This is a genomic window from Enterobacter cloacae complex sp. P40C2 (genome assembly GCF_014930695.1).
Classification (GTDB): Bacteria; Pseudomonadota; Gammaproteobacteria; order Enterobacterales; family Enterobacteriaceae; genus Enterobacter; species Enterobacter pasteurii.
This window is the reverse complement of the sequence record NZ_JADBRP010000011.1, coordinates 1-19,161: the sequence shown is the minus strand read 5'-3', so window position 1 is coordinate 19,161 and position 19,161 is coordinate 1. Positions and strand designations below refer to the sequence as shown.

General features: G+C 51.5%; 20 protein-coding genes and 7 pseudogenes. 8 read left to right on the top strand and 19 right to left on the bottom strand.

Translation table 11 applies throughout. The features are described from left to right. Window positions 1-2: 2 nt before the first annotated feature. The 4 genes from sirB2 to hemA are packed head-to-tail and all read right to left on the bottom strand — an operon-like array spanning window position 3 to window position 3,602. A complete protein-coding gene (gene sirB2, locus IM304_RS17675; protein ID WP_176610124.1) occupies window positions 3-395 on the bottom strand; it encodes an invasion regulator SirB2 in 393 nt (130 codons plus the stop codon). After that, a complete protein-coding gene (gene prmC / locus IM304_RS17670) occupies window positions 392-1,222 on the bottom strand; it encodes a peptide chain release factor N(5)-glutamine methyltransferase (protein ID WP_193356442.1) in 831 nt (276 codons plus the stop codon). Before prmC ends, sirB2 begins: the two co-directional genes overlap by 4 nt. Then, complete coding sequence (prfA, locus tag IM304_RS17665) at window positions 1,222-2,304, bottom strand: peptide chain release factor 1 (RefSeq protein ID WP_148419606.1); 1,083 nt, start codon at window positions 2,302-2,304, stop codon at window positions 1,222-1,224. Before prfA ends, prmC begins: the two co-directional genes overlap by 1 nt. Window positions 2,305-2,345: 41 nt before the next feature. Continuing rightward, window positions 2,346-3,602 (bottom strand): glutamyl-tRNA reductase, encoded by a 1,257-nt coding sequence (gene hemA, locus IM304_RS17660; RefSeq protein ID WP_193356443.1) that lies wholly within the window; start codon window positions 3,600-3,602, stop codon window positions 2,346-2,348. 201 nt (window positions 3,603-3,803) lie between these two features. Between hemA and lolB the strand changes: the two genes are divergently transcribed. The 4 genes from lolB (at window position 3,804) to dauA (ending at window position 8,280) form a co-directional block, all read left to right on the top strand. Then, the gene (gene lolB / locus IM304_RS17655) at window positions 3,804-4,415 is read left to right on the top strand and encodes a lipoprotein insertase outer membrane protein LolB (RefSeq protein ID WP_148419604.1); all 612 of its coding nucleotides are present in this window, start codon (window positions 3,804-3,806) and stop codon (window positions 4,413-4,415) included. Continuing rightward, window positions 4,412-5,281, top strand: a complete 870-nt coding sequence (ispE, locus tag IM304_RS17650; RefSeq protein WP_176610122.1) for a 4-(cytidine 5'-diphospho)-2-C-methyl-D-erythritol kinase — start codon at window positions 4,412-4,414, stop codon at window positions 5,279-5,281. The genes lolB and ispE overlap by 4 nt, the downstream gene beginning before the upstream one ends. 125 nt (window positions 5,282-5,406) lie before the next feature. Next, entirely contained in the window at window positions 5,407-6,354 is a 948-nt protein-coding gene (gene prs, locus IM304_RS17645) for a ribose-phosphate diphosphokinase (protein ID WP_003856663.1), read from the top strand. Window positions 6,355-6,600: 246 nt separating this feature from the next. Then, window positions 6,601-8,280, top strand: coding sequence for a C4-dicarboxylic acid transporter DauA (dauA, locus tag IM304_RS17640; protein ID WP_193356444.1), 1,680 nt, complete (start codon window positions 6,601-6,603; stop codon window positions 8,278-8,280). On the opposite strand, the gene IM304_RS17635 is transcribed toward dauA, so the two are convergent. Further along, complete coding sequence (locus IM304_RS17635; protein ID WP_193356445.1) at window positions 8,266-9,324, bottom strand: MerR family transcriptional regulator; 1,059 nt, start codon at window positions 9,322-9,324, stop codon at window positions 8,266-8,268. The genes dauA and IM304_RS17635 overlap by 15 nt on opposite strands. Before the next feature lie 120 nt (window positions 9,325-9,444). Then, window positions 9,445-9,720 (bottom strand): stress-induced protein YchH, encoded by a 276-nt coding sequence (gene ychH / locus IM304_RS17630; RefSeq protein ID WP_022648382.1) that lies wholly within the window; start codon window positions 9,718-9,720, stop codon window positions 9,445-9,447. Window positions 9,721-9,994: 274 nt separating this feature from the next. Between ychH and pth the strand changes: the two genes are divergently transcribed. Together pth and ychF are read left to right on the top strand one after the other, a co-directional pair. Beyond that, window positions 9,995-10,579, top strand: a complete 585-nt coding sequence (gene pth / locus IM304_RS17625) for an aminoacyl-tRNA hydrolase (RefSeq protein WP_193356446.1) — start codon at window positions 9,995-9,997, stop codon at window positions 10,577-10,579. Window positions 10,580-10,705: 126 nt separating this feature from the next. Then, on the top strand, window positions 10,706-11,800 hold the full coding sequence (gene ychF, locus IM304_RS17620; RefSeq protein WP_010432886.1) for a redox-regulated ATPase YchF: 1,095 nt from the start codon (window positions 10,706-10,708) through the stop codon (window positions 11,798-11,800). Between the two features lie 54 nt (window positions 11,801-11,854). On the opposite strand, the pseudogene IM304_RS22335 reads toward ychF, so the two are convergent. From IM304_RS22335 to IM304_RS22325, 8 genes and pseudogenes are all read right to left on the bottom strand, one after another. Continuing rightward, window positions 11,855-12,146: pseudogene (locus IM304_RS22335) on the bottom strand (YciI family protein). Window positions 12,147-12,244: 98 nt separating this feature from the next. Then, window positions 12,245-12,610: a hypothetical protein gene (locus tag IM304_RS17615; protein ID WP_193356447.1), complete on the bottom strand. Its 366-nt coding sequence runs from the start codon at window positions 12,608-12,610 to the stop codon at window positions 12,245-12,247. A gap of 16 nt (window positions 12,611-12,626) precedes the next feature. Further along, a complete protein-coding gene (locus IM304_RS17610; RefSeq protein ID WP_193356448.1) occupies window positions 12,627-13,007 on the bottom strand; it encodes a hypothetical protein in 381 nt (126 codons plus the stop codon). A gap of 82 nt (window positions 13,008-13,089) precedes the next feature. Further along, on the bottom strand, window positions 13,090-13,566 hold the full coding sequence (locus IM304_RS17605; RefSeq protein ID WP_193356449.1) for a hypothetical protein: 477 nt from the start codon (window positions 13,564-13,566) through the stop codon (window positions 13,090-13,092). Between the two features lie 660 nt (window positions 13,567-14,226). Then, on the bottom strand, window positions 14,227-14,469 hold the full coding sequence (locus IM304_RS17600) for a hypothetical protein (RefSeq protein WP_193356450.1): 243 nt from the start codon (window positions 14,467-14,469) through the stop codon (window positions 14,227-14,229). Window positions 14,470-14,486: 17 nt separating this feature from the next. Next, the gene (locus IM304_RS22330; protein WP_370627943.1) at window positions 14,487-14,657 is read right to left on the bottom strand and encodes an RHS domain-containing protein; all 171 of its coding nucleotides are present in this window, start codon (window positions 14,655-14,657) and stop codon (window positions 14,487-14,489) included. 376 nt (window positions 14,658-15,033) lie between these two features. After that, entirely contained in the window at window positions 15,034-15,240 is a 207-nt protein-coding gene (locus IM304_RS17590; protein WP_193356451.1) for a hypothetical protein, read from the bottom strand. Window positions 15,241-15,672: 432 nt separating this feature from the next. Further along, window positions 15,673-15,975, bottom strand: a pseudogene (locus IM304_RS22325) (RHS repeat protein); the annotation flags it as partial. On the opposite strand from IM304_RS22325, the pseudogene IM304_RS22440 reads away from it, so the two are divergent. Then, a pseudogene (locus IM304_RS22440) lies at window positions 15,960-16,052 on the top strand (DUF933 domain-containing protein); the annotation flags it as partial. The pseudogenes IM304_RS22325 and IM304_RS22440 sit on opposite strands and share 16 nt — an antisense overlap. A gap of 45 nt (window positions 16,053-16,097) precedes the next feature. Here the strand turns inward: IM304_RS22440 and IM304_RS22320 are convergent. The 3 genes and pseudogenes from IM304_RS22320 to IM304_RS17580 form a co-directional block, all read right to left on the bottom strand. After that, window positions 16,098-16,380: pseudogene (locus IM304_RS22320) on the bottom strand (YciI family protein). A gap of 64 nt (window positions 16,381-16,444) precedes the next feature. After that, complete coding sequence (locus IM304_RS17585; protein WP_193356452.1) at window positions 16,445-16,849, bottom strand: hypothetical protein; 405 nt, start codon at window positions 16,847-16,849, stop codon at window positions 16,445-16,447. A 36-nt stretch (window positions 16,850-16,885) separates the two neighbouring features. Continuing rightward, window positions 16,886-18,034: pseudogene (locus IM304_RS17580) on the bottom strand (RHS repeat domain-containing protein); the annotation flags it as partial. 40 nt (window positions 18,035-18,074) lie between these two features. Between IM304_RS17580 and IM304_RS22395 the strand changes: the two are divergent. Continuing rightward, window positions 18,075-18,155 (top strand): annotated as a pseudogene (locus IM304_RS22395) (DUF933 domain-containing protein); the annotation flags it as partial. 43 nt (window positions 18,156-18,198) lie between these two features. Here IM304_RS22395 and IM304_RS17570 read toward each other — a convergent pair. Together IM304_RS17570 and IM304_RS17565 are read right to left on the bottom strand one after the other, a co-directional pair. Next, entirely contained in the window at window positions 18,199-18,642 is a 444-nt protein-coding gene (locus IM304_RS17570) for a DUF6386 family protein (protein WP_176610092.1), read from the bottom strand. Between the two features lie 8 nt (window positions 18,643-18,650). Continuing rightward, window positions 18,651-19,161, bottom strand: a pseudogene (locus IM304_RS17565) (type IV secretion protein Rhs); the annotation flags it as partial.

The following is a 19,161-nucleotide window of genomic DNA, read 5'->3' as shown; positions in this document are numbered from 1 at the left end:
ACTTACCCCAGTAACGGTATTCTTGTGGTGGCGAGTTTAATGATGATGTACAGCACCACCAGACCCAGCAGAAAGGCGATAAAACCCGTCTGCTGGCTGCGCGGACGATGACGCCCAAGCGCGATAAAACCCAAAACGATGTAGATGATAACGCCAAACAGCTTTTCAGTCAGCCATGCGCCTTTATCAGTAAATGGCAGATAGCCGGTCTTCCACATTAACCCGGCGCCGGAAAGAAACAGCACCGTGTCGATACAGTGCGGAGCGATGCGCACCCAGCGGGCGTTAATCAGTGGATTATTACTGTAGCGCCACCAGTAGCGGACAATGAAAAAGCCGATGGTCAGGGCAACGGCAATCAGGTGAACGGAGATCAGCAGCGTAAACAGGCTCATGACCGCTGCCCCAGCGTCAGGCGCTCGTTGCCGCCGTAATCCCGACAGGTTTCCACCATGCGATAGCCGGCACGCGTAAACAGCGCCCGCACCGCCTCCCCCTGCGTCCAGCCATGTTCCACCAGCAGCCAGCCATCGGGAAGCAGATGTTGCCGTGACGTTGTCACAATGTGATCGAGATCCGCAAGCCCCTGATTAGCGGCTACCAGCGCCGTCAGCGGTTCAAAGCGTACGTCGCCCTGCGCCAGATGCGGGTCATTTTCGTCAATGTAGGGAGGATTGCTGACAATCATGTCGAACAGGCGGTCTTCAAGGGCGGTAAACCAGCTGCTTTGCAGAACGGAAACATTGCTAAGCCCCAGACGCTCAACGTTGCGCTGCGCGAGAGTGACCGCATCAGGCATCACGTCCACTGCCGTCACGGTGCAGTCCGGCCGCTCGCTGGCAAGCGCCAGCGCAATGGCGCCGGTGCCCGTTCCGAGATCGAGGATCCGGCACGGCTGCGCCGGCAATCGCGCCAGCGCCTGCTCCACCAGACACTCGGTGTCCGGGCGCGGGATCAGCGTGGCCGCTGAGACGTACAGCGGAAGTGACCAGAACTCGCGTTCGCCTACCAGATGCGCCACCGGCTCGCCGGCTTTGCGGCGGGCAAGCAGCGACTCCAGCTGCGAAAGCTGTTCAGCGGTCAGGATGGTTTCACCGAACGCCAGCAGGTACGTCCGGGCTTTGCCCGTGACGTATTCCAGCAGTATTTCGGCGTCGCGCTTCGGGCTTTCACCCGCAGAAAGCGCACTGGCGGCATGGCGTAGCCAGCGTTGAAAATCCATTAATCCTGCTCGGACAGCGCCGCCAGCTGGTCGGCCTGGTATTCCTGCACGATAGGCTCAATCAGCATATCGAGCTTGCCTTCCATCGCCTCATCCAGACGGTAGAGCGTCAGGTTGATACGGTGGTCGGTCACGCGGCCCTGAGGGAAGTTATAGGTGCGGTTACGATCGCTGCGGTCGCCGCTGCCCAGCAGGTTGCGGCGGGTAGAGGCTTCCGCCTGCTGGCGTTTGGCCATTTCCGCCGCGTGAATGCGCGCGCCCAGCACCGACAGCGCCTTGGCTTTGTTTTTGTGCTGGGAACGTTCGTCCTGACACTCCACCACAATGCCGGTTGGCAGGTGGGTAATACGGATGGCGGAATCGGTGGTGTTAACGTGCTGACCACCTGCCCCGGAGGAGCGGAAGGTGTCGATACGCAGGTCCGCCGGGTTGATATCCGGCAGTTCCGCTTCCGGCAGCTCAGGCATCACCGCCACCGTACAGGCTGAGGTGTGGATACGCCCCTGCGACTCGGTGGCCGGCACGCGCTGCACGCGATGGCCGCCGGATTCAAACTTCAGTCGGCCATAGACGCCGTCACCGCTGATCTTGGCGATCACCTCTTTATAGCCGCCGTGCTCGCCTTCATTGGCGCTCATGATCTCCACGCGCCAGCGGCGGGACTCTGCATAACGGCTGTACATACGGAACAGATCCCCGGCAAACAGCGCGGCTTCGTCGCCGCCGGTACCGGCGCGCACCTCCACGAAGGCGTTACGTTCGTCATCCGGATCTTTCGGCAGCAGAAGCACCTGAAGCTGCTGCTCCATCTCCTCTGAACGCGCTTTGGCATCCTGCAGCTCTTCCTGCGCCATCTCGCGCATTTCAGGATCGTCGAGCATCATCTGCGCGGTTTCGATATCTTCCTGAACCTGTTGCCAGTCGGTAAAGCATTTTGAAACATCACTTAACTGCGCGTATTCACGCGACAGCGCGCGAAAACGTTCCTGGTCGGCAATGGTCCCGGCATCGCCGAGCAGCGCCTGTACTTCTTCATGGCGCTCGTGCAGAGCTTCCAGTTTAGCGACGATAGAAGGCTTCATAGGCGTAAATGCACCTTGTCATAGAAAATGGGTATAGGGCGCTATTCCAGCCCGAGGCTGTTGCGCAGAATAGTCAGGCGTTCATCATCCCCGTCACGGGCAGCCTGCTGAAGAGATTTGGTTGGAGCATGGATCAGGCGGTTGGTCAGCTTCCAGGCCAGATCCTGCATAATTGCCTGCGCATCGCCGCCCTGTTCAAGCGCCGCGAGCGCTTTGGCCGTCAGGTCATCACGCACCTGCTCCGCCTGACCGCGGTACTCGCGGATGGTCTCGCTGACGCTTTGCGCGCGCAGCCAGGCCATAAATTCGCTGGTTTCCTGCTCAACGATGGTTTCCGCCTGCATCGCCGCCGCTTTACGCTGGGCAAGGTTGTGCGAAATGATGCTTTGCAGGTCGTCAACGCTGTAAAGGTAGGCGTTCGCGAGCTTGCCCACTTCCGGTTCAACATCGCGCGGAACGGCGATATCCACCAGCAGCATCGGCTGATTTCGGCGAGACTTCAGGGCACGTTCGACCATCCCTTTGCCGATAATCGGCAGCGGGCTGGCGGTAGAGCTGATAATAATGTCCGCCTCTTTCAGGCGTTCATCAATGTCGCTCAGGGCAATCACCTCAGCGCCCACTTCATCTGCCAGCGCCTGCGCACGCTCGCGGGTACGGTTGGCGATGATCATCTTCTTCACTTTGTGTTCGCGAAGATGGCGCGCCACCAGCTCGATGGTTTCACCAGCCCCCACCAGCAGCACCGTGACGGTCGACAGCGACTCAAAGATTTGACGGGCGAGCGTACAGGCCGCGAAGGCAACCGAAACCGCACTGGCACCAATGTCGGTTTCGGTTCGCACACGCTTGGCCACGGAGAACGACTTCTGGAACATACGCTCCAGTTCGCTGGCTTTCAGATGCCCTTTCTGGGAATCCGCAAAGGCTTTTTTCACCTGGCCGAGGATCTGCGGCTCGCCGAGCACCAGCGAATCCAGACCGCTCGCGACGCGCATAAGATGGCTGACCGCATCGTTATCCTGATGCCAGTACAGGCTGTTGCGCAGCTCTTCCTCGTTGAGGTTGTGGTAATCGCAGAGCCAGCGGATCAGCGCGTCGTGCAGGTTGTCCTGCTCCTCTACGCTCAAGTAAAGCTCGGTACGGTTGCACGTCGACAGCACCACGCCACCCTGCACCATCGGCTGTGCGAGCAGGCTGTCCAGCGCCAGGTCGAGCGTATCCGGCGAAAACGTAACGCGTTCTCGCAGCGAAACCGGGGCCGTTTTGTGGTTAATGCCGAGTGCTAATAGGGTCATGTTGAGCGGGAGTAGTACCAGCGTTAATAAGGTTAGCAGGACGCATCATACAGGATGCGCGAGATCAATAAAAGAGACTGCACCCTTTCGGAGTAATAGGTTACATAGCGCTTTGAGATAATTTGAACGTAGACGGTGCCCCCCTTCAACGCTAGCATTAACACTTATAACTGCAACGTATCTCAAGGATTTGTCATCATTATGACCCGAATGATTCGCCTGCTGCCTTTGGCGGCCCTCGTACTGACCGCCTGTTCCGTTCATCAGCCGAAAGGCCCGGGCAAAAGCCCTGACTCACCGCAGTGGCGTCAGCACCAGCAGGACGTGCTGAAATTAAGCCAGTACCAGACCCGCGGCGCGTTTGCCTATCTCTCTGACGAGCAAAAAGTTTATGCTCGCTTCTTCTGGCAGCAGACGGGCCAGGACAACTATCGCCTGCTGCTGCTGAACCCGCTGGGCAGCACCGAGCTGGAGCTTATCGCGAAACCGGGCGAAGCGCAGATCACCGATAACAAAGGCCAGCACTATACCGCGACCGATGCCGAAGAGATGATTGGCAAGCTAACCGGGATGCCGATCCCGCTCAACAGCCTGCGCCAGTGGATCCTCGGCCTGCCGGGTGATGCAACCGACTATAAGCTTGACGAACAATACCGTCTGAGCCAGGTGAACTACACCCAGAACGGTAAAACCTGGAAAGTGGTTTACAGCGCCTATGACAGCAAGACTCAGCCGTCGCTGCCGTCCAATATGGAGCTGACGCAGGGTAGCCAGCGCATCAAGCTGAAGATGGACAACTGGATCGTTAAATGATGACCCGCTGGCCCTCTCCCGCAAAACTGAACCTGTTTCTCTATATCACCGGGCAGCGCGCTGACGGCTATCACACGCTGCAAACGCTGTTTCAGTTTGTCGATTACGGCGACACGATCTTTATCGAGCCGCGTCATGACGGTCAGATTTGCCTGCTGACTCCCGTCGACGGTGTGGAGCATGACGATAACCTCATCGTACGCGCCGCGCGCCTGCTGATGAAAGCAGCGTCGGCGTCGGGTCGTCTGCCCGCGGGAAGCGGGGCGGGTATCCGTATCGAGAAACGCCTGCCGATGGGGGGTGGTCTCGGCGGCGGTTCGTCAAATGCCGCGACCGTGCTGGTGGCCCTTAATCACCTGTGGGGCTGCGATCTTTCCACAGACGAGCTGGCAGCATTAGGGTTGACGCTGGGCGCGGATGTACCGGTGTTTGTGCGCGGCCACGCGGCGTTTGCCGAAGGCGTGGGTGAAATTCTGACGCCGGTCGACCCGCCGGAAAAATGGTATCTGATTGTGCATCCCGGAGTGAGTATTCCTACCCCGGTCATCTTTAAAGATCCTGACCTGAAAAGAAATACCCCGGTACGGTCAATAGAAACGTTATTAAATTGTGAATTCAGCAACGATTGCGAGGATATCGCAAGAAAACGTTTTCGCGAGGTTGATGCGGTGCTTTCCTGGCTGTTAGAATACGCGCCGTCGCGCCTGACCGGTACAGGGGCCTGTGTCTTTGCTGAATTTGACACCGAGTCCGCCGCCCGTCAGGTGCTTGAGCAAGCGCCGGTTTGGCTGCATGGTTTTGTAGCGCGCGGGATGAACACCTCCCCCCTACAGCAGGCCATTCTGGCGCAGACTGAGTTTCGGTGACAACGTCACCCTGTTCCAGACGTTGCATCGCGCTCTTTAATACACCGCCTGGATAGCATTCGCTTAGGCCCCGCAGTTTGCGGCGGACGCTATCCACCACTGGACGCATGCCTGAGGTTCTTCTCGTGCCTGATATGAAGCTTTTTGCTGGTAACGCCACCCCGGAACTAGCACAACGTATTGCCAACCGCCTGTACACTTCCCTCGGCGACGCCGCTGTAGGTCGCTTTAGCGACGGCGAAGTCAGCGTACAAATTAACGAAAATGTACGCGGTGGTGATATTTTCATCATCCAGTCCACCTGTGCTCCAACGAATGACAACCTGATGGAACTGGTTGTTATGGTCGACGCCCTGCGTCGTGCTTCTGCAGGCCGTATCACTGCTGTTATTCCTTACTTTGGTTATGCCCGCCAGGACCGTCGCGTCCGTTCCGCGCGTGTGCCAATCACCGCTAAAGTTGTCGCTGACTTCCTGTCCAGCGTCGGCGTTGACCGCGTACTGACGGTTGACCTGCACGCAGAGCAGATTCAGGGCTTCTTCGACGTTCCGGTTGATAACGTATTCGGCAGCCCAATCCTGCTGGAAGACATGCTTCAGCTGAACCTGGACAACCCAATTGTGGTTTCTCCGGATATCGGCGGCGTGGTACGTGCTCGTGCTATCGCGAAGCTGCTGAACGATACCGACATGGCGATCATCGACAAACGCCGTCCGCGCGCTAACGTTTCTCAGGTGATGCACATCATCGGTGACGTGGCTGGCCGCGACTGCGTGCTGGTTGACGACATGATCGACACCGGCGGTACGCTGTGTAAAGCAGCAGAAGCGCTGAAAGAGCGTGGTGCAAAACGCGTATTCGCTTACGCAACTCACCCGATCTTCTCCGGTAATGCGGTGAATAATCTCCGCAACTCCGTTATCGACGAAGTTGTGGTTTGCGATACCATCCCTCTGAGCGACGAGATCAAGGCACTGCCAAACGTGCGTACGTTGACCCTGTCCGGGATGCTGGCCGAAGCGATTCGTCGTATCAGCAACGAAGAATCCATCTCAGCAATGTTCGAACACTAATCGAACACGGCAAAAAAACCCGCTGCGGCGGGTTTTTTTGTTTCTGTTATGTATTAATGCTCTAAATAATTCGTGTTGCAGGAAGGCGGCAAGTGAATGAATCCCCGGAGCTTACTTAAAGTAAGTGACCGGGATGAATGAGCGCAGCCAACGCATCTGCAGCGCGAAGTATGACGAGCAATGATTAATGCCTCCTTCACCTGCCATTTATATGACAGATGATGCGCACACGGATGATAGATAATTGTGAAAAACGTAACCTCCTCACATGTTCTGCCCTTTCGCGCCCTCATCGACGCCTGCTGGAAAGAGAAATACACCTCGTCACGCTTTGTCCGTGACCTGATTGCCGGTATCACCGTCGGGATCATTGCCATCCCGCTGGCGATGGCGCTGGCGATTGGCAGCGGCGTCGCGCCGCAGTACGGCCTTTACACGTCGGCGGTTGCCGGGATTGTAATTGCGCTGACGGGCGGGTCCCGCTTCAGCGTTTCCGGCCCGACCGCCGCCTTTGTAGTGATCCTCTATCCGGTTTCCCAACAGTTTGGTCTGGCAGGCCTGCTGGTTGCCACCCTGATGTCCGGCGTCTTTTTAATTCTGTTCGGTCTGGCCCGCTTTGGACGGCTGATTGAATATATTCCCCTTTCCGTGACGCTGGGGTTCACCTCGGGTATTGGTATTACCATCGGGACCATGCAGATCAAGGACTTCCTCGGCCTGGAGATGGCGCACGTTCCGGAGCACTATTTGCAGAAAGTGAGCGCGCTGTTTATGGCGCTGCCGACGGCCAACCTGGGCGACGCGGCTATCGGCGTCGTGACCCTTGGCACGCTGATCGTCTGGCCTCGCCTGGGCATTCGTCTTCCGGGTCACCTGCCCGCCCTGCTGCTGGGCTGCGCGGTGATGGGCATCGTCAACCTGCTCGGCGGACAGGTCGCCACCATTGGTTCCCAGTTCCACTACGTTCTGGCGGACGGCTCACAGGGCAACGGGATCCCGCAACTGCTGCCGCAGCTGGTGCTGCCGTGGAATATGCCCGGCTCCAGCTTCACCTTAAGCTGGGATTCCCTTCGCGCCCTGCTGCCCGCCGCGTTCTCCATGGCGATGCTGGGGGCCATAGAATCCCTGCTCTGCGCCGTGGTGCTGGACGGCATGACCGGCACCAAACATAAAGCCAACGGTGAGCTGGTCGGCCAGGGCTTAGGCAATATCGTCGCACCCTTCTTCGGCGGAATAACGGCTACGGCGGCGATTGCCCGCTCCGCCGCGAACGTGCGCGCGGGGGCAACCTCCCCGGTATCTGCGGTCATTCACTCCCTGCTGGTGATTATGGCGCTGCTGATCCTTGCCCCGCTGCTTTCGTGGCTTCCGCTCTCCGCCATGGCCGCCCTGCTGCTGATGGTGGCCTGGAACATGAGCGAGGCGCATAAGGTGGTTAACCTGCTGCGTCGCGCGCCGAAAGACGACATCATCGTGATGCTAATCTGCATGTCGCTGACCGTGCTGTTCGATATGGTTATCGCCATCAGCGTCGGCATTGTGCTGGCCTCGCTGCTGTTTATGCGCCGTATTGCGCAGATGACGCGTCACTCGCCGGTTAACGCTGAGGTGCCTGACGATGTGCTGGTGCTGCGCGTGATCGGCCCCCTGTTCTTTGCTGCCGCGGAAGGGTTGTTCAGCGACCTGGAATCCCGCATCGCGGGTAAACGGATTGTGGTGCTGAAGTGGGATGCCGTCCCGGTACTGGATGCGGGCGGTCTGGATGCCTTCCAGCGCTTTGTTGCGCGTCTGCCGGAAGGCTGCGAGCTGCGGATAAGCAATCTTGAATTTCAGCCGCTGCGCACCATGGCGCGCGCGGGCATCCAGCCGATCCCTGGCCGGTTGTCCTTCTACCCTAACCGGGAAGCCGCATTAGCGGATCTGTGAGTCACGTGATGCGGAGAAGCGTCTCTGCATCATCACCCCTATCGCCTGCTGGAGCCATTCAAGCACGGCAGGCGTCATCCACGTTCCTTTCATCAGATGCGGCTCCTGCTGCATGGCGATACGAAACTTTTGCTGCGTCTCCGGGTTTGTTCCTGCGTATGACTGGAACAGCGCCAGCCAGGTTTCTGCCAGCTTTTGCGCACCGTCCGATGCGGGATCGAGCCGTTCGCGCTGCGCCCTGTGCAGCTTCGCCACCAGCGGCGGCCACTCCATCATGCGGTCAAAGTAATGCGCCCGGGTAAAAGCCATCTCCTCAGCAGAGAGATACTTCTCCCAGATGCTGAGCTTTGATTCGGCAAACGCCCGCGTGATGTAATCAGTCATCTCCGGCGTGATGCCGGTTTGCTCCTGCATCTGCGGCTCAACGCTGTGCATTTCGTTGAGCCGGGTCAGGAATTCCGGCCTGCCTGCGGTATCCTTCTCCAGGCGCTCCATCCAGCGCGACGCCAAATCAATCGCCTGCGGATCCCTGACGTCGACGTGTTGTTCCAGCATTTTTTTGGCCTCCTTGACCAGACCGGACCAGATATCCGCCAGCGCCTCTTTCTCCACCGCAAACGGCAGCTGCTGCAATTCTTCTTTGCTAAACCAGCGATCGTACATATTCATTAACTCCAGAGTCTGTAGCCAGGATTCCAGATCCGGCGTCGCATCGTCGTTAAGCCCGGTACGCAATTCCACCAGCCGGTCGCGCAGCGTATGGATGCTGCGCAGCTGCTTGTCCAGCAGGGTGATTTGTCCATCGAGTAGCTCGGTTAACGACAGCGATCCCTGTTCCAGAAACTCCCTTATTTCGGCAAGCTCCAGACCCGCTTTCGCCAGCGTCTGGATCATATGCAGACGCTGCACGTCCGCCAGGTTATAAAGCCGATAGCCTGCCGCGCTTCTGGCAGAAGGCAACAGCAACCCTGTTTGCTCATAGTGATGCAATGTCCGCACGGTGATCCCGGCGCGTTTCGCCAGTTCACCCACCTGAATCAACATAACGGCTCCTTTTGTTCTGCCAGTGTCGCTACTCTGAAGCCTTACGTTACGTGAGGGTCAATGCGTCATGCAAAAAAAAACGACCCCAGATGGAGTCGTTTCGGTGTTCTTTATTGGGCACTAGCCGTGCTTATGCTGGTCGCGGCGGCATCGTTTATCGTAATGGCGCACCCACCAGTATTTATCGCATACTTCCTCATGTCCGCTCACGCGCGCCCCGGCGAGCCACAATACCGCACCGAGGAAGATGCTCAGCACCGCGCCATGCGCAAAGTATTGTGGGAGGTCAAGCTGCGGTAGTTGGTTTAAAATTGAATAACCGACACCGGCGACCATCACGAACAGTCCCAACCCCATTAGCACGTTACCGAGCATTGAAGCGTTTTTGCGTTTCATATGTCACCTCCGGAACTTTGGGTTGTCAGGGGAAAAGCCCCTTCTCCTTGTGTGTAAAGTATAGACAACAGCTCTTATATGAGTTGCGTGAATGATCACATTTACAGATAACTGCCCGACAAAAATTTACAAATAAGGTATTGAACAGCTTGAAATTCTAATTGTTCAGATAAGTAATTATTCGCATTTCAAGATGCGGCAGCCAGAATTTTGTCAAGCGGCGCGCCAGACAGTAAACTACGCGCCAGATCTGGAACCCATTAGGAAGTAAAACGTGACGATTAAACTGATTGTCGGCCTCGCCAACCCGGGCGCAGAGTACGCGGCAACCCGCCATAATGCCGGTGCCTGGTATGTCGATCTGCTGGCAGAGCGTTTGCGCGCTCCCCTGCGTGAAGAACCGAAGTTTTACGGGTATACCTCGCGCATCAACCTTGCGGGGGCTGACGTGCGGCTGCTGGTGCCAACCACCTTTATGAATCTGAGCGGCAAAGCCGTGGCCGCCATGGCAACGTTCTATCGCATCAATCCGGATGAGATTCTGGTAGCCCACGACGAACTGGATCTTCCGCCAGGCGTGGCAAAGTTTAAGCTGGGCGGTGGTCACGGTGGCCACAATGGGCTGAAAGACATTATCAGCAAGCTGGGTAATAACCCCAATTTCCACCGTTTGCGCGTCGGAATTGGCCATCCGGGCGATAAAAACAAAGTTGTCGGCTTTGTGTTGGGTAAGCCCCCGGTTTCTGAGCAGAAGCTCATAGACGAAGCGGTGGACGAAGCGGCGCGTTGCACCGAGATTTGGATACAGGACGGCTTAACGAAAGCCACAAACCGACTACACGCATTTAAAGCGCAATAGTCGGCCTCCTGCGGCTTTTTTACCGCGCGCTGTGCGGGTTACGTGTATAATAGGCGTAGTTATTTACTTTTCTTCAATCGGTTATCACTAACGGATTGATTATCAAGATATTAAGGTGATTTAGAAATGGGATTCAAATGCGGTATCGTCGGTCTGCCAAACGTGGGCAAATCCACCCTGTTTAACGCGCTTACCAAAGCGGGTATCGAAGCGGCGAACTTCCCGTTCTGTACCATTGAACCGAACACCGGCGTTGTACCAATGCCCGACCCGCGTCTGGACCAGCTTGCGGAAATCGTGAAGCCGCAGCGCATCCTGCCGACCACCATGGAGTTCGTGGACATCGCGGGCCTGGTAAAAGGCGCATCCAAAGGTGAAGGTCTGGGCAACCAGTTCCTGACCAACATTCGTGAAACCGAAGCGATCGGTCACGTTGTGCGCTGCTTCGAAAACGACAACATCATCCACGTTAACAACAAAGTGGATCCGGCCGACGACATCGACGTTATCAATACCGAGCTGGCGCTTTCTGACCTCGACACCTGCGAACGCGCCATTCACCGCGTGCAGAAGAAAGCCAAAGGCGGCGATAAAGACGCGAAAGCGGAGCTGGCTGCGCTGGAAAAATGTCTGCCACAGCTGGAAAACGCGGGCATGCTGCGCGCGCTGAAAAACCTGACTGAAGAAGACAAAGCGGCGATCAAATACCTGAGCTTCCTGACCCTGAAGCCAACCATGTACATCGCCAACGTTAACGAAGACGGTTTCGAGAACAACCCGTACCTCGACAAAGTGCGTGAAATCGCGGCGGCTGAAGGTTCCGTGGTTGTTGCCGTGTGCGCTGCCGTTGAATCTGATATCGCCGAGCTGGACGATGCCGACCGTGAAGAGTTCATGGCCGAGCTGGGTCTGGAAGAGCCGGGCCTGAACCGCGTGATCCGCGCGGGCTATGAGCTGCTGAACCTGCAGACCTACTTCACCGCAGGCGTGAAGGAAGTGCGTGCGTGGACCATCCCTGTGGGTGCAACTGCGCCTCAGGCGGCCGGTAAGATCCACACCGACTTCGAGAAAGGCTTTATTCGTGCACAGACTATCGCGTTTGAAGACTTCATCACCTACAAGGGTGAACAAGGCGCGAAGGAAGCAGGCAAGATGCGTGCAGAAGGGAAAGATTATATCGTTAAAGATGGCGACGTAATGAACTTCCTGTTTAACGTCTGATTCGTCTTTAGTCAAAAAAATCCACGCCCTGGCGTGGATTTTTTTATTGCGGCGTTAAAACACATTGTCTAAAAGTTCTGCCTTCATACTGGGTTCAAAGGGAATGATTTCGGCAGTCGCAAGTTTTAACGCCTGAAAAGGATCCTCGCGCAAGCGCTCTTCCAGGGAGGCAAGACTCTCGCATTTACCGAGGATGACTACACCGGTTCTTGGGATCAGTATTCCGAAAGCCAGGAATATCCCTCTGAATACCCTTTTTTAGCCACTCAACATGAGCGGATATCGCTGCATCAATCTCTTCGAATAGTTTGATAGAGGTTAAAATGACAACGTAAACCGTGCGCATCCTTTGCCTCTTAGCTCTTTTTTACCGCTTGTTGGAACTGCTGATACAGTCCCTCTTTTGCCACTGGTTATTGTTATCATTTTTTGGCGCTTTTGATGTTAATACGCGGGGCCCGATTGAGACAACACGTTACGCTTCATATCCCAGGAATAAAACCAATCATGCCAGCCATTCTTTTTTGCTGGATAGCTACAGACAACGACAACTTCCTTTGACAGGTTGAATGTTAAGTAATAAAAAGTCGCGCCTTCAGGAGGTGCACACCAAAATAGTTTTTCTCCCTGAGCATTGAAGATAGTCAAAACGGTTGGTAATGGCTTTGGCTCGCTTAACGCAAAGACTAACTGGCGTGTTGAATCGACCATTGCATAGTCTAAAAATGGCAAGCTAACCAGTATGTTACTTTCACCACACTCCCATTGCAGCAGGTCATTTTCTTTCATAAAAATGAGATTTTCAATCATTGGTAGACCTCAACTTTTAAAGTTTGATCTGTTTCAAATCACCTTCAAAAAGCCCCACAAGATACACCCGGTAACGGGCTGGCTGCACTTCTTTATACGTTAATACACTAGAAAACGCTTTTAAACACTTTGAACATGTGTTTTTTGAAACATCTAATTGGCTTTCATCGTAGCTATATTTCTTATGCTCACTAACAAGCTTCACTCCTCTCATTTTCTTAACTAAAAAGTACTTTATCTCTTCAGAGAGCGAGTCAAACTCATATGAGTTTACGATGGAATAGACTATTACACCCTCGCATTCAGGGCATGCTATTTCTGCGCCATAATCTATAAAGTCATTATCAATGCCATCCAGGACTAATGTCTTCTTTTTCAGACGATTAGTTATTTTCATTTTTTTAAACTTTTATATTTATTAATAGACAAGTAAGGCGAGAAGAAATTGAGGGGTTTTATCAATTAATAACATTATTTAGTCAAACATTCCATTCAATATAAATACCACAATCGAAGCTTTTTTCATTAGACTGTACAACAATATCTCCCCATTCATGATCCCATTGAAATCCATATGGGGGGCTGGTAATTTTAAGCTTAGGCTTCGAGGTTATTTCATTCTCAACCCATGCAGTCAAACGCTGCTGCTCATCCAATAAATTACTCAAACTAGCCCTTTTATCCCAATCCCCCATGGTTTTATAAAAACTTCCATCCTTACTAGTGAGGAATATTAATGGAGAAAAAGAGAATACTGAAGGCCTCAGTTCCAAAATGAAAAGTTGATCTTTCCATTTAATATTATCGATTGAGAAATAAAAAGGACCTATCGTTGTCAATGGCGAGAAGCACTTGTAAAATGCGGAATTTTTAAAAGTATCAACATCTTTTAACTCGAGGGGGTAGTTGTTAATTGCTACAAATCCAGTATGAACATCAAGTTTCATTTCTAACATATCTCAACCACCTTGCCTGGAAGTGACTACGTTATATTCCAAACTATATATATCCCATGATTAAATGACTTTGTCTTATATGAGACTGAAACCCGCCCCCACTCATAGTTCCACCTAATGAGGTCTGTTTCCGTGGTATCAGGCGTGTCCAGGTTTAATGATTCTTTCAGCCAATCAGACAAGCTTTTCACTGATTCATTTAGCATATGAATATTAGTTCGAGCGTTCCAATCATTTAATGCTTTATAGTATTGACTGTTTTTATCCACAAGATGAAGCATAAAAGGAAAACCATAGCATACTGGGCGTATAGTAATTTGAAATTCTTTGTCGAAAAACGCTACTGACTCAGCAAGGTAGTGATTTGGCATGGTTTTCTTTACAGCTTTGTGCTTTACTAATTCGCGGTATAAATCACACTTACAAAACCCTTCTTCAGTATCAATTCCCAAAGGCAGATCATCAAATTTTAGCTCACCGGCAATCGGATTTAAAATTAATTCAAATATACTCCCCTGCTTTAACTTTGACTGCCTAACAAGATCTTAATGATATAACCGACTGCAACATGATATCATTCATGTGAGGAGAGTTTTTCCGAGTAGAAATTACATTTCCCATACCCATTTCCAATGGCACCAGCATAATAATAAAGTCTTATTACCAATGGTGCAATAAATCAATCCACATTTCTTTTTCCCCAGCAATAACGTTTATGTCATCTCTATTTTGTTTAACATACTGCATGTATGTTTCATAAATAGCTCTTATTATCACCGTTTTTTCAGAGCGAGATCCTTCAATCAAAGTCATTAGTTTTTCTAAATAAATGGATGAATCCACTCTTTCGTTGAAAAACACCTTGAGATAATCGAGTACTTCATTATATGAATCGTAGTTCATGAGAGGCATATCTTACTTCATATACTGATTTGTTTTGGCATATCAACTTCTTGAGATGTCCTGATAGCTGTGTCTCGCTTTCCAGCAGCAGCTTGCCTCAGGCCTGTACCCCCTTCCCAGCGCATCTGCCCTTCGATATCCACTATCCGCTCTGGCGTGCCGTTGGGCTGGCAGTGGAACCAGAAGATCTCTGGGGCATTAACGTCGTCAGTATGTGCCAGCGGGTCATCACTGTCTGGTCGCAGTATAATTAGGTCATCGGCACGTCCCCGAGCACCTTCTGCAGCAGCCGGTTAGGGGTAATTTTCTCAATCGCCCTTCGAACGGATTATCATCAACGGCGAACAGGTTTTGAATAAAGTTAAAAGAAGGAATTAGCGTAATGCGTGATATATAGAATAACATCTGTAATTAATATATTTCTAATGCCCCTCATAGAGGAGGGTAAGGATTGGGACGAGTCAAGAGTCATTTACCCTTCCCCATGCATCAACCTGCTCACCTTCCATAAAAAACAAACATAATAAACAACCTGAAAAAATTAATTCCCCGCATAACTATTAGTTAGCAAAAATAAAAGTAAATATCACGTATCAAATCTCCATCCGCTTCATCAACGGTTCTTGTTTTGACTTTATTAAAGTCAGCTAAAATACCTTTCACTGGCACCTCAGGCTTTAATATATCATCATGAAATGCTTCCCATTGACTTTTCTGAACATATTTTTTTATTAAAAAAATAAGATTCTTTCGTAGCTCTTCTTCTGTCATCGCTTTTACTCCTGAATTATACTAACACATTCAAAAAAAAGAGATTACCTCCCGATACCGATGGTAATGTATAACCTTAGTAAAATAATACGGAATCTTAAGCAAAGAACCATCTTGCCATTTGTTTATTTAATATTTTATTGCCATATATTGAACAACTGTTTCCATATCTCCTGTTCCTCATGAGTAGGGACTCTATAGTCTTGAGTCTTTCGCCTATACTCCATAAAATATGAGTCTATAGCTCGAATAGCCACCATTTTTTCTTTTCGACAACCATCTAAAACAGATTGCATATCCTGTAGACAATTAGAATCAAGAATATATTTTTTAAAAAACAGCTCCAGGAAATCTAACACTTCACTATAAGATTGTAAATTTATCACGGTTCCTCTGGTAGAATTTCAATCTTGTCAGTATTAATAACTCTGACGTGCCGTCCTGATCGAGCAGGCGCCCGGCGCTGTCGTACTGCCAGCGGTACCAGCTGAACGGGTTATCGTCCCGCTCTCCCCGCACCAGGTTATTGCGGTAGTCGTAATCCCAGCGTCGGGACCAGCGGCGCGGCGAAGGGCGCTGGGCGTTACCGGTGAAGACGTCCCGGCGATGCAGGCGGCCCAGACGGTCGTATTCGCTGCGGGTGGTCAGCAGTCCCTGGGTACGGCTGGTCTCACGGTGGGGCTCATCGCAGGTAAAATCGGAGACCGACAGCTTATTGAGAGCAAGGTGAGATAGAGGCAGGCAAGATGCGTGCCTAAGGGAAAGATTACATCGTTAAAGATGGCGATGTGATGAACTTTCTGTTTCACGTTTGTTTTATTTTGAATAGAGAAAATCCAAGCTTTGGCGTGGATTTTTTATTGTGGTGCTAACACATCTTCTAATAGTTCTGTTTTCATGCTGGGTGCAAAAGGAATGATCTCAACAGTTGCAGGCTTTAACCTATGAAAAGGCTCCTCGCGTAAGCGCTCTTCAAGAGAGGCAAGACTCCCACACTTAGCGAGAATGACACCGCCAGTTCTTGGGAACCGTCTTCCAGACGCCAGGAATGTCCCTTTACCCCCTGTTTAACCTCTCAACATGAGTAAGTATCTCTACTTCAATCTCTTCGAGTGGTTTTAAATAGGTCAATATAACAATGTAAACCCGGTACGCTACGCATGTAGAATCTGGTTAGTATGTATTCAAGTTTAAATAAGGAATACTAATCATCTTCTATGTCAGGAGGAGGAGACGTAATACCAAGAACCTCTCGTCCAAATCGAATTTCTTCATCAGTTTTCTTTTTTAACTTAAGTATTATAACACCCAATAGATCTGTATTTTTTTGATTGGAATAAATCTTAAAAGAATATGACCTGGTTCGGATATTAATTACAGAAACACTTTCCTCATCAAAATTTTCAAGAGCAATAATTAACTCATCAAGACCCTCTACCTTCAACCCTGTGAATTTGGTATTTTCTTTATGCGCTTTCATTATTCGCAACTCATCTTGTGCATTACTTATAAATGATGCACATTGCAATTTATTCTTTTCATTTAGATAAGAAAGATATGCATCCGGTATTTTTTTTCGCGCATACGCAATAAGGTTATCGTTTATCATGGTAAAAACACCTCAACATCGCCACTTCAAGTTCCTTTAAGTAAAATTTCGCGTTCCATCCTCATCAAAAGAATACTCCCACGACCACGAATCACCAGGTTTAGGAGCCCCAACTTTGACTCTTAATATAACTCCATCAGGTCCTGCGAAGCCTCTAGCTACATCTGGGCTATCTGTCCACGAAGTATATGGACTGATACTGGATACCCCGCCAAAATTATGTTGTTCTGGAGTTAATGATGAATGAACATCCCCTGGAATCACCTTGCCTTGAAGAGCATTTTCCCATTCGGGATGGTCTTTATGTATACCACGGTAATTATATTGTCCAGGTTCCGCATCCGGTAGATGTTTGTCAGGTTTACAAGGGCTCAAACCCCACGGATCCACCCACCCCAGCGCATTCGGCGCATACTGGTAAAGGTTTATCCCTCCCGCCAGCCCTATCGGGTCCTGCTGCGTAAACCGTCCGCAGTCCGGGTCGTAATACCGGAACAGATTGTAGTGCAGCCCTGTCTCACGGTCCAGGTATTGCCCCTGCATGCGCAGGTTCTGGGAATATCCTGATAGCTGCGTCTCGCTTTCCCGCAGCAGCTTGCCCCAGGCGCTGTTAACGCCTTCCCAGCGCACCTGCCCTTCGATATCCGTCATTCGCTCCGGCGTGCCGTTGGGCTGGCAGTGGAACCAGAAGATCTCCGGGGCATCAACGCCGTCAATGCGCGCCAGCGGGTCGTAGCTGTCCTGGTCGCTGTAGACGTAGGTCAGCGGCACGTCTCCGTGCAGCTCCTGCAGCAGGCGGAACCCTTCCCAGACAAACCGGGTGGTGACCGGCTTGCCGACTGGCTGACCGCCCAGCATCTGCTGGCGCGTTTTACTGATGCGGCGTCCGAGCGGGTCGTAGCGGAAGCTGACCAGCGTTTGCGGCCTGTTGCGATCCCGCGGCTGGCTGATCGCTTCTATCAGGCGATGTTCGCCGTCGTACCGGTAGCGCCAGCGGGTCTGACCGTTATCCTTCTCCACGATGTCATAACGCCAGCGGCGGGACCAGCGGCGCGGCGACGGGCGCTGGGCGTTACCGGTGAAGACGTCCCGGCGATGCAGGCGACCAAGACGGTCGTAGTCGCTGCGGGTGGTCAGCAGCCCCTGCGTGCGGCTTGTTTCACGGTGAAGTTCGTCGCGGGTATACTGACAGCTTATTGAGGGTAAGGTTCAGCAAGGAGCGTAAGAGGAAGCCCGAATGCGTACTGAAGGTAAATATTACATCGTTAATGATGGCGATGTGATGAACTTCTTATTTAACGTTTGATTAGTTTTGAATGAAAAAATCCACGCCAAGGCGTGGATTTAATTCAGAGATAAACTCCCTCTTCTAATGAATTTTCAGTAAACGTTGCTTTTGTAAAAGAAATTAGAACATCTGAACCTTGCTTTTTGTATTTAACTTCGTAACTACCAGGTTCTAAAGTAATAAACTCACCTGATATAACATCTGAATCATCAGGCTCAAGATCTCCGCCCGTAACATCCTCTCCTGCTCCAATGAAAACCTTTCCAGAAGGTACTTTTAAAAATAGCGCCCCGGCATATTCATCAACATCATTTTTAATAAGGACTTTATAAACACCATCATCTCCAAGATTGAGAAATAATACATTCCCTTTATTTATTTCTTCAATTTCATCTTCTGGAAGACTCCACCAATCTGCATCATCATCAATCCTATGTTTTAATGACATCAAATCATAAATAACTAATGTGGCAGTATCTGTCTGTATATTAATTAATTTATTCACTTTACCCCCTATTGAAATATTATTTCGCTGATGGCATCCCCAGGCTGAAGCCCCGCCTTTCTGCCTGCATTTTTTAAAGAACTACCGACACTTTTATTAATTGTTTCATTCAGCATTTGTAATCTTTGTGTAGGCGAACCTCCCACAATTAAATCAACAGGATGATCAGCGTTTAACTTACTTAGATCAGGAGTTGAGCCAAACATCCTTTCAAATCGTGCAGAAACAGCTTGCCTGTAAGAACTTTGCAAAGATGAAATCCTAACTTCATGGGTGCCTGGAGACCAAACTAACTCTCCTCTTTGAGCCGCTCGGTTTAATGCATTCATTTTTTTCATGAACTGCCTTTCGAGGAATTTTCTCTCAGTTGACGACAGCTTTGTGCTGCTTAAAATCTTCGGTTTATTGACAGTTAACCGGGTGCCTCCAGAACACCTACTCAACCCCCACGGATCCACCCACCCCAGCGCATTCGGCGCATACTGGTAAAGGTTTATCCCTCCCGCCAGCCCTATCGGG